The organism is Erysipelothrix aquatica, from assembly GCF_009828775.2.
Taxonomy (GTDB): domain Bacteria; phylum Bacillota_I; class Bacilli_A; order Erysipelotrichales; family Erysipelotrichaceae; genus Erysipelothrix; species Erysipelothrix aquatica.
Genome location: NZ_WTSY02000023.1, coordinates 23,012 through 33,453, shown reverse-complemented (window position 1 = coordinate 33,453; position 10,442 = coordinate 23,012). Strand labels below are relative to the sequence as shown.

Annotated in this window: 13 protein-coding genes and 1 tRNA gene; 1 reads left to right on the top strand and 13 read right to left on the bottom strand. The window is 38.7% G+C overall.

The window, feature by feature from the left end; genetic code table 11:
* Positions 1 to 123: 123 nt before the first annotated feature.
* The 13 genes from GVV20_RS07330 to pyrR form a co-directional block, all read right to left on the bottom strand.
* Positions 124 to 705, bottom strand: coding sequence for an ECF transporter S component (locus tag GVV20_RS07330; RefSeq protein WP_159741647.1), 582 nt, complete (start codon positions 703 to 705; stop codon positions 124 to 126).
* On the bottom strand, positions 692 to 1,432 hold the full coding sequence (locus GVV20_RS07325; RefSeq protein WP_159741646.1) for a type III pantothenate kinase: 741 nt from the start codon (positions 1,430 to 1,432) through the stop codon (positions 692 to 694). The genes GVV20_RS07330 and GVV20_RS07325 overlap by 14 nt, the downstream gene beginning before the upstream one ends.
* Positions 1,429 to 1,974: a phosphopantothenoylcysteine decarboxylase gene (locus GVV20_RS07320; protein WP_159741645.1), complete on the bottom strand. Its 546-nt coding sequence runs from the start codon at positions 1,972 to 1,974 to the stop codon at positions 1,429 to 1,431. The genes GVV20_RS07325 and GVV20_RS07320 overlap by 4 nt, the downstream gene beginning before the upstream one ends.
* Positions 1,956 to 2,645, bottom strand: a complete 690-nt coding sequence (locus GVV20_RS07315; protein WP_159741644.1) for a phosphopantothenoylcysteine decarboxylase domain-containing protein — start codon at positions 2,643 to 2,645, stop codon at positions 1,956 to 1,958. Before GVV20_RS07315 ends, GVV20_RS07320 begins: the two co-directional genes overlap by 19 nt.
* A gap of 81 nt (positions 2,646 to 2,726) precedes the next feature.
* On the bottom strand, positions 2,727 to 3,455 hold the full coding sequence (gene trmD / locus GVV20_RS07310) for a tRNA (guanosine(37)-N1)-methyltransferase TrmD (protein ID WP_159741643.1): 729 nt from the start codon (positions 3,453 to 3,455) through the stop codon (positions 2,727 to 2,729).
* Positions 3,455 to 3,952, bottom strand: coding sequence for a ribosome maturation factor RimM (gene rimM / locus GVV20_RS07305; protein WP_159741642.1), 498 nt, complete (start codon positions 3,950 to 3,952; stop codon positions 3,455 to 3,457). The genes trmD and rimM overlap by 1 nt, the downstream gene beginning before the upstream one ends.
* Positions 3,953 to 3,989: 37 nt before the next feature.
* A complete protein-coding gene (locus GVV20_RS07300; protein ID WP_159637838.1) occupies positions 3,990 to 4,238 on the bottom strand; it encodes a KH domain-containing protein in 249 nt (82 codons plus the stop codon).
* Positions 4,239 to 4,240: 2 nt separating this feature from the next.
* Positions 4,241 to 4,513 carry a 30S ribosomal protein S16 gene (gene rpsP, locus GVV20_RS07295; protein WP_159637840.1) on the bottom strand — a complete coding sequence of 91 codons (273 nt, stop codon included), beginning with the start codon at positions 4,511 to 4,513 and terminating at the stop codon, positions 4,241 to 4,243.
* Between the two features lie 282 nt (positions 4,514 to 4,795).
* Positions 4,796 to 5,554: a hypothetical protein gene (locus GVV20_RS07290; RefSeq protein ID WP_159741278.1), complete on the bottom strand. Its 759-nt coding sequence runs from the start codon at positions 5,552 to 5,554 to the stop codon at positions 4,796 to 4,798.
* A gap of 75 nt (positions 5,555 to 5,629) precedes the next feature.
* Positions 5,630 to 6,430: a DUF2785 domain-containing protein gene (locus tag GVV20_RS07285; protein WP_159741279.1), complete on the bottom strand. Its 801-nt coding sequence runs from the start codon at positions 6,428 to 6,430 to the stop codon at positions 5,630 to 5,632.
* A 141-nt stretch (positions 6,431 to 6,571) separates the two neighbouring features.
* Complete coding sequence (locus GVV20_RS07280) at positions 6,572 to 7,510, bottom strand: 3'-5' exoribonuclease YhaM family protein (protein WP_159741280.1); 939 nt, start codon at positions 7,508 to 7,510, stop codon at positions 6,572 to 6,574.
* Positions 7,500 to 9,482: a glycosyltransferase gene (locus GVV20_RS07275; protein WP_159741281.1), complete on the bottom strand. Its 1,983-nt coding sequence runs from the start codon at positions 9,480 to 9,482 to the stop codon at positions 7,500 to 7,502. The genes GVV20_RS07280 and GVV20_RS07275 overlap by 11 nt, the downstream gene beginning before the upstream one ends.
* Before the next feature lie 50 nt (positions 9,483 to 9,532).
* Entirely contained in the window at positions 9,533 to 10,039 is a 507-nt protein-coding gene (gene pyrR / locus GVV20_RS07270) for a bifunctional pyr operon transcriptional regulator/uracil phosphoribosyltransferase PyrR (RefSeq protein ID WP_159637848.1), read from the bottom strand.
* 79 nt (positions 10,040 to 10,118) lie between these two features.
* On the opposite strand from pyrR, the gene GVV20_RS07265 reads away from it, so the two are divergent.
* A tRNA-Trp gene (locus GVV20_RS07265) sits at positions 10,119 to 10,192 on the top strand.
* The last annotated feature ends 250 nt before the right edge of the window (positions 10,193 to 10,442 follow it).

The window sequence follows — 10,442 nt, the reverse complement described above, 5'->3', positions numbered from 1 at the left end:
GCTTATACTTCATATGGGAGCTCCTTTTAGTCGGGTGGGCTCCTTTTATTATACAAAAACAACCGCACCTTGGTGGTGCGGTTGAGATTTGAATTTAGGAAAAACATGGCTAGCCCATGTTTTTTATTTGTGATCTCGAGGAATACTGTATTTTGTTATAAATCCAGCCGTAAAGGCTTCTGGAATAGCATTTGTTAAAAGAAGCGTTCCTAAAAACATAAATAACCCCGAAATGGATACATGCAGTACCTCCTGGAGGACAGGAGCAAAGAAAAGCAACATACCGCCAAAGACTAGCATCGTGTGGATCAGTGTAACACAAACTCCCAGTTTAAATCCTCTGAAGTCTTTTTGATACAAATATCCAGATAAAAATCCTAGTAACATCCGTGGTCCAAAACAAATAACCATTGCCCACAACGATCCTTGGGTTGTCCCTGGAAGTGGAATTAAAGGCGAAAACATAAATGATAAAAGAGATGGTGCCATCGTATTCGTCCAAAGACTCGCAAGCCCAAAGATGAACCCCATAATCAACCCACCTTTGGTTCCAAGTAAAATCCCCCCTACAATCACAGGGAGATGGATAAATGTTAAACGGACAGGGCCTATTTGCAGAAATCCTAACGGCGTTAATGCCAACATCATTAGCAGCGCACATAGCAATGCAAGGGTCGTTAGATTCTTAGTTTTATGCTGCATCATAATTCAATAAACTCCTTAGAATTAAATCGTCAATAACTTCAATATCGCTAGTCACTAACGATTGTATCGATTTATAACCACCACCCGTTGCTACTACATTTAACGGCACGAAGCGGGTGGCCATTGTCTTAATTAGTGAATTTACATAACTTGCAATCATATAAGCTGTTCCTGATTGCATCGCTGACGGTGTTGAATCACCAAGCCAATCGTGTGGCGTACATTCCGGAAGCAATTCAGGTAATGCCGCAGTACTAACATGCATAGCATTAAGCATCGCTTGATGTCCAGGAACTATGGTTCCGCCAACAAAGACCCCTGTTTTATCGACAACGTTGACAGTCATCGCTGTACCAAAATCGATGATTATTGCTGCGCTTTCAGTTGTTCTAAAAACCTCGTGAACAATGAGAGCGCGATCAATCCCAAGGCCATCGTACACAGTGAAATCGACCTTTTGTAAATCACTCAGTCTTACCTGGTCAACTGTACTTAAATAAGTACCTTCTAACAAATTAATCTGGTGGTCTGTGCGTGATGGGACTACTGATGCTACTTTGATTGAATCAAATTGTGCCGAAAGATTCGTAGTTGAATCTGTAATCGCCTGATTCACTGTTTCGACCGTCTCGACATTCGCAATTTTAAATTGTTTTAGGATTCCATTATGCATAAATCCCCATCGGGTATGGGTATTACCTATACTAATGACAAGACGGTTCATCATTGTAAATTCTCGAGGACTGTTTGCACAATCATATCTACATCTGCTAACGCACCTTTGCCAACATCACCACACGCTAGTAAAGATGTCCGTGGTTCAATTTCAAGCCAGCCTAACTCTTTAAGTTGTTGTAAGTTTTTTTGAACCACAGGATTCCCATACATGTTTTGATTCATGGCCGGCGCTATTATTTTCTTGATACTTTGATTAAGTGCCAATACCGACGTGCTAAGCATATCATCAGCAATACCGTGTGCCAATTTACCAATTGTATTGGCGGTAGCTGGTGCAACAATCAATAGATCTGCCTTTTTGGTAATATCTATGTGAGCAATTTCGGTCGCAATTTTTTCTTCCAGTACATTAAAGTGAACTGGATTCTTCGATAATGTCTGCAATGTTAATGGTGTTATAAAAGCTTGGGATGCCTGTGTCATGATGACATGAACATCAACATTACTATTGTTTAAACGATTTACAATATCTGCTGCTTTGTACGCCGCTATACTTCCACTGACACCTAAAATCACTGATTTTTTATCCATAAACTTTGAACCTCCTGGAGAATCCCCTGTGCTAGGGTTTCTTTTGTTTCGTACTGTTTCATAATACCTTTTTCGTCTACAATGTAGCCGCGATGCTGGTCTCCCGAAATATCCGCTGCATCGTTTGCAACCACAAAACTACAATCATTTTTAATCATTAAATTTTGGGCAACGCGAACTAATGTGTCAACTGACACCTGACTTAATAGTTTAAATCCTACCAGATGGGTATCCGGCTGTTTTTTCTTAATATAGCCAATAACTTTGGGTGATGGTTCAAGTAAAATGGCAAGGTGATCATTGGATGATGGAAGCTTTTGATGGGCATCTTGAGCAACAATTTCAGTTAGATAGCTTCCTTGATAATGAGCTGTTGCCGCAACACGATAGTCGCTAATTGCCATCGAATGAATAACAGCATCATATTGATAGCGCCTCATCAACTGATCTAACACACCCAACACTGAATCAACACCCGTCGTCACGTACCGCTTGACTGCTTGTGTTGGTTGGCATGCGGTGGCTCCTGACACATAATGAACTTCAATTCCTTGCTTAACAGCATAATCAGCAATATAACTACCTAGTTTACCTGTCGCATTATTTGTGATTGATCGGACTGCGTCAATGGGCTCTGATGTTGCACCAGCAGTTATTAGAATTCGTTTCATCTCATCACCTCTTTCGTATGGTTTATTATCGCTTTTCACTCAATATGTGTCAACAAATTAACAAAAAGAGTAAACGATTGTTTACTCCCCCTGATTTTCTTGTGCAATTTCTTCCATCAATGTTTGTTCTAACTTTGAAAATTCACGATTTTCTAATAGATCAGGACGAACACGTTGTGTTTTTCGTAACGACTCTTTAAGACGGAATCGTTTGACGTTCTCATGATGCCCACTAACAAGTACATCCGGTACTTCATGACCCTCATAGACACGAGGACGGGTGTAATGTGGATATTCCAACAATCCATCACTGAATGAGTCATCTTCATGAGACTCTTGAGTGATGACGCCATCAACGAGGCGAATAACTGCATCTGAGATTACCATCGCAGCAGCTTCTCCACCCGTTAATACATAATCACCAATCGACATTTCCATATCCACATACATTCGAATTCGTTCATCAAAACCTTCATAATGACCACAAACAAGTACAAGATGCTCATGCTTGCTTAAATCATACGCTAAAGATTGTTTCAATGTCTTACCTTGTGGCGTCATCATAATTACTAATGATTCTTCTGTGCGCGTTGCTTTGATTGCATCGATAACAGGTTGGCACATTAAAACAAGACCAGCACCACCACCATAGGGATAATCATCGACCCGATTGTGACGGTCTTCTGTAAATGAACGCATATCGACAACTTCATATTCAACGATTCCTTTTAGAATCGCCTTATTAATAATTGATGACGTTTTGAAGCCTGTAAACATATCTGGAAAAAGCGTAATAACACTAATCTTCATTACAGTCCCTCCATCCAATTGATATCAATACGTTTTTCACTAATATCAACTGAAGCAATAAAACGTTCAACAAACGGAACTAAAATATCGCGTTCTTCCCCTTCAATACGCATGACTGGGTGCGCAGGTGTTTCAACAATTTCAGTAACAGTGCCGATGTGTTCATTATCGCGATACACACCACACCCTACTAAATCGACAAAATAGTATTCATCTTCAGGCAATTCATGCATTTCATCACGCGGTACAAAGAGTTCACCTTTGTGAAAAAATTCAACATCATTCAAGGAATTAAGTCCTTCAAATTTAATGAGAACTGATCCTTTATGCATGCGCGTTGTTTCAATCACAAGCTTTGTTGTTTTACCGTTTAATTGAAATTGAACGACTTGTCCTTTTTTAAATCGTTCTTTGATAAAGTCAGTTTTAGGAAAAATTTTTAATTCTCCACGGACTCCGTGTGGCTTTTGGACAATACCAATACTTATTAATGACATATTTACCTCCAAAAAAGGGATGTACTTAAGTACATCCCTAATATGATTCAAATTTAATTGAAATTCTTTGATCAAGGACGCGTGAACCAATTGACATTGTTTGTCGAATTGCATGGGCCATGACGCCTTGACGGCCGATTAAACGTGCAATATCTGAACTTTCAGCATAAATTGCAAGAATAATCTCATTCTCATCCAAACTCGGTAACCTTTTGACACTCAAACTCTTTTCGTCTTCCACTAATGGCAACACTAAATCATATAGAATATCTTCAACCGGTCTCATAATTATTTCGCTAATTTTGATTCATGAAAACGAGTCATGATACCTTCTTTTGAAAGAATGCTACGAACTGTATCTGAAGGTTGAGCACCGACTGATAACCATTTCATTGCTAAAGCTTCGTCAACTTTAACTTCTGCTGGTGATTGTGTTGGGTCATAGTATCCTACGATTTCGATGAAACGTCCATCACGTGGTGCACGTGAATCAGCTGCAACGATACGGTAGAAAGGTTTTTGTTTTGATCCCATTCTTCTTAAACGTAATTTAACTGCCATTATAAAAGCCTCCTAAATGTAATTTACTTTATGAGTATAGCATTCGACATTATAGGTGTCAAGTCTTTTTACTTAACAGTTTAAAAAATATGATATGTCTATTTAATATAATGTGATTTAATAACTTCCCATGACATTTGTTATTTTAAAACATTTTGTATCAACTGTTCCTGACGATAGAATCGGAGGCACCGTGTAAACGTAATGTAACCATTCTCAAATCACGAAAGCTTCTTGAGCTAAGCGTGTCGTCCTAGGATAATTATGTTATACCCGTACGGTTTAACCCAGCAATTTCTTTACTGATTCCGTTTCGCCAGGATATTTCGATGCAAGTCTCTTTTTTCTTAAGTTTGATTTGATAATTTTCTTGATAACCTTATTATCACTTTCAGCATACTTCGATAATAACTCAAATCCCTGTTTATGATTTACCGCTACAAAGACACTGATGGCATACCCAAGACCTTTTTCTAAAACTTTGAAGTCCTCATGTTTATAAAGACGTGGTGATAATACGCTGATTTCCCCTAGAAGACAATCAGACACGACCAATGAATAATCGCACAATACTCGGCTTTCTAACAATTGATAGTCAGCCAACGTCGCGACAACCGCTCTTTTCTGTGAAAATGTGCCTATCTTCAAATATGAATTGAATGTATCTATAAGCAGTATCTCATTATACATTCCTATCCTTTGAAATGCCATGGCCACTGCTTCTTTAATACGCCATGAATCATTTGCTGACGCTGACAATACGTTTAACACTACAACTTTTTCATCGCTACTCAGTCGTTCAAAAATACTCCCTAATGTAATGAGTTTGCACATTACAACAAATACCTCCGGTGCATTAGCATCATTATGACTCAACGTCACCGCGCTCAAGTAAGCAAAATTATAGTCATTATTCATATAATAGTCGGCAACTTGATTGGCGAGTGTTAAATTTGCCATTCTTCCCGGAAGGTTAGAATTTGTGAGTAAAAATGTGGTAATTTTAGAATAATCATTGGTTGCTAAAATCGCATCAATCATCGCGGAGTACTCCTACTTTTCTCAATTGAATAATTATGTCTCTCGCTTAATTCATATGATAACGAAAAGAGACACTTAAAATGATCGATATCGTTTATAAAATAAATTTAAAGACATTTTAATTGCACGTTCCGTTTTTTCACCCAAAACGTTTTCATTCATCAATGTAAAATTCAATGCAAGTAAATAATTTTTCCAGCAGACTTCATACTGTTGCAAATCATCAAGATGTCGCGAATTGTTCCCTAACCATTCTGCAAATACGGCATCATTTAGCTTTCCGTTCACCCTCATGTTTGTGCTAGCCTTCGCGAGTCGTCCCTCTTCTCCATATAGGAACCCCCCTACATCCACCAACGCACGGCGTGTTGCTTCCAAACACTGAACAACTTCAATTTCTTGAAAGTAAACAGAGCGCGATGCGCTAGCAATCAGATCTGCACCATGGGCAAATGCATGGGCCCATCCTTTTTCTTCGACAAAGCCTCGATTGTCATTTTCGATTCTAAAATATCGTACAGCATCCATCACCAACGCTTTTTCATCCTTGGATGCAATCCATGGGTTTTTATAATGGTCTTCCAATAATATCACCATAAGTAATGATGTAAAACTCCGTGCGAAGACACTATCTGAGGTTGGTCCATCAATATTTAGGAATAACTTGTTTTCAGTGAGTACGTGATCCAAGATCACATTTTTTTGCGCAAGATTAAGGTGTTCTGTTTCAAACAAATTACAAAACCCTAAATAGATTGTATTATCACGTAAAACAGGATCTATTGACCCAATTTCAGTTAACATCAATGTGATAATTTCATCTGAAATGGGTGTGTCATTTTGAATGGCACTATTGATTTTATTTATGATAGTCATAATCTCTCCCTTTATGCTATAACCATAATACAAATCTCTTAAAACATAAAGTATGTTAGCGAAACTTTTGCTCGTTTAGGACAATCTTCTGTCAATTACCTAAAAAAGAACACTTATCGTATAACAATAAGTGTTCTCAAATTATTTAATTCCCTTTGCTTTGTAGAAATTTCGATTATCTAGAGCAAACATCCGTGGACTGAATTCGCCCTCAGGAAGATCATCATAGAATTTCTCAAACATGTTGGTACGTGCATCGAGATTATCAATGATATTAAGCATTTCTGCTTCTTTAATCATCGGCATCACTGGTGAACCGTATTCCATTTGGCCATGGTGTGACAAAATCATATGACGTAGAATCAATGTTTGTTCTTTATCAGCGTGACCGATCCGTTCGGCAATTGCCGTAAAGTTAGCATGCATAATTGATATGTGACCGAGAAGTCGTCCTGTTACAGAATACTCACTAAGCATTGGCGCTGTATACTCTTCAATTTTACCCATGTCGTGCAAAATAACACCCGCGATGAGCAAATCACGATTATAAAGTGGATACAAGTCACAAATTGCATTTGCTGCCTTAGCCATACCATAAACGTGTGTTGCAAGACCACCAACAAAATCGTGATGATTTCGCGTTGCGGCTGGATATTGATAGAATTGATCACCTACTGCTTCAAGGTTTGCAACTACAAGCTCTTTAATGATTGGATCTTCAATCGCGGTTACAAATGATTCAATTTCAGTTTTTAAGAATGATAAGTCATAGGTACTTGCGCTCACGTAGTCATCCAACGCATATTGGCTTTGATCTTTAAATTCAAGAGTGTGAACACGCATTTGCAACGCCTGACGGTATTGATTTACATCACCTTTAACTTCAAGGATAAGGCCGACTTGAACCATTGCTTCAATTTCAGGTTTCAAATCCCAAACCTTTCCTTCAATTTCACCCGAGTTATCCTGGAAGGTAATTGACAAATATGGCGCACCACTTTGGGTTACTCCACGTACAAACCGTCCAACCAAGAGTGGACCTTCGAACTTTTGTCCATTTTGTAATTCTTTAATTTTCATTATTTCTTTCCTCCATTACTCGGGATACAAGATCATAATCATATCCTTTTGATAGCGCATGTTTCACAACATGATTCTTTATTTCGCGTTCGGTATCATAGCGTTTTGAGTATCGTGACCACGCCTTGTCAATAACGAGACGCAAACTACTCATTTCTTCGTCCTCACCGTAGAAATCATCAATGCGATTCATAATTTCTTTAATGACGTTGTAGTCATAACCTTGCCGCAATAAGTGTTGGCTTGCCTTATCGACGCGTTGACGATGCGATCCATCTTTTAAGGTATTCAAATAGGCATTTGCACGTTCGATACCTCGTTCTATATAAAGATCTTGGTCTTCACTTTCAAGTGCTTCTGTTATTTTATCGCTCGCAAAACCACGGCGCTGTAGATCTTCAAAGATTCGATAATTTCCACGATTTTGTTCACGGTGGTAATCAATTTTATCACGGAAGTATCGCTCATCATCGATAAAGCGTCGTTTAACGAGCAAATCAACAACAATTTCAATCTGTGTTTCATTTAGATCGAACTTAGAGCGTAGATAATCCGCCATTTCATAGGATGTATAATCCCGAAGTCCAATCCGCTGAAGCGCAATTTGATAGGCTTCGTATATTTGTTGATCATCTTCCATTTCATTTATTTCGAGACGTGACAATGTATCACCTTCTTTAATTTCACGGCGTTCTTGAATGAATTCATCAATAAGTAGTGTTTCTGTGTTTCCTTTAGATTCAATTGTAATTTCACTTTGACCATCGCTGCGCTCTTCAACACCAACGACATTGTATCGTCCATGGTACATATCGCCAGCACGGCGGTAAACTGCAAGCATGTTCTCAGCAAAGAGTTTACTGTCAAACGTACTTGCTTTCATTAACGCATTCGTACGGATTCGCTCATGCTCTTGCTCAGATGCTTTGATAAACGCTTCTGCTTTATCAGCAAATGTTGTGGCATCTTCAAACAGGTATCCGGTTTCGTCATCAACGATAATACCATCTAATGGACGGTCAGGTCGCGCAAACACACACAGTCCACATGCAAGTGCCTCAATATAAGTTAATCCTTGTGTTTCCGTCAATGATGCGGAAATGAAGGCATCGGCAACATGATAGTAGTTGACGACTTCTTCTGACGGCACTCGTCCAACAAAAATAACGTTATCTTGAATCCCTAAGTCTTTAGCTTGTTCTTTCAAATCATCATCGGAAGGTCCGGCCCCAACTATCATTAAACGTGCATCACAGCCTTCACGAACAACTAATTCCTTAAAGCTACGTATAACAACATCGATACTTTTTTCTTTAGCAAGACGCCCAATGTAAACGAATAACGGAATCCCTTGCAGCGCGTACGTACTGCGAATGGCTTTAACAGCTTCATCATCACGTTTATCAAAACGTTCCAAGTCGAGTCCTGTTGGAATAACAGCAATTTCTTTTTTGATGTCATAACCCAAAAGCATTTTTTTAGTTTTCTCTGATGGTGCAATAATAATTTGTGCTGTTTTGGTAAACATACGACTCATTTTTGCTACAGCAATCCGAGACAAATGGTCCACCGACTTCAAGCCCAACAGGTTCACATAGTGGGTATAGTCTTCATAGGTTGTATGATATGTCGAAACAAGAGGTAAACGTAGATTTCGCGCAATGATGCGAGCAAACATCCCGACCCCGAATTCCGAGTGAACATGAATGACATCCAATTCCATTTCTTCAATAACTGCTTGTGCCTGAATATGAATTGGACTGCTGAGAACATAACCATACAAGAACTTGAGTTCAACACCTGGCAATCTTAAGACATTATTTTCATAACTTGTTGATGCAATAGACGGCTGGTTTGTAATTATAAATACAGTATGACCTTCTCGTTCAAGTGCATCTTTTAATGTAACAATCGATGTTACGACACCATTTATATCTGGTGTATAGGTATCTGTAAAGAGTCCTATTCTCATAACGTACCTCCTAAAGTTAGATTATGAATAGAAAAGCCCGTAATGGGCTTCTATTGAACTGTAACGCTTTCTTCCCCATCAACTTCGCGAAGTTTTACTTTAACTTTTTCTTCGAGAGCGGTTGGTATATTTTTTCCGACGATATCTGCACGAATTGGTAATTCGCGATGTCCGCGATCAACAAGCACAGCTAATTGAATTTGTTGTGGCCTTCCGTTATAGACAATGCCATCCATTGCCGCACGTACGGTTCTTCCTTTAAATAGCACGTCATCAACAATAACAACAACGCGGTCTTGCACACTAATTGGTAATCGGAATGCTTGATCTTTTGATTTGAGATCATCGCGCCAATAACTAATGTCCAGCGATGCAACTGGGACACTTACTTTTTCTATTTTTTCCATGAGCTTTGCAATCCGGAATGCAAGCGTGGCTCCACGGGTTTCGATTCCTAATAAAACGACTTTATCGAGACCTTTATTCCGTTCTATGATTTCGTGTGTCATACGAATCAGTGAGCGATTGATAGCACTTTCGTCCATTATTATTTTCATCTTTGCACCTCTTGAAATATTATATCAAAAACAGGTTGTAATTGGTATAAGACTATGATATTATTTGTGAGCAATCGATAGGGGTATAGTTCAATGGTAGAGCAACGGTCTCCAAAACCGTTAATGTGGGTTCGAGTCCTGCTACCCCTGCCATATATAAATAATACGCACTGAACAGTGCGTTTTTTATTGTTTTCATTGATTTAAAACCGTACAAATTTAACGGTCGCTTTGTCATTTTTCGTGTTGCAAACTCAGTCGTTGTGCTGGGATTGAATCGATAATGCCTAGATATTATTACAACAGTTTGTTGTAACTCTAAGGGATCTTTACATTCAAACTTTTTTTATCATATTGTTAACAACTCAATCAAAGATAAAATGACGATTGCTCGGTATATAAG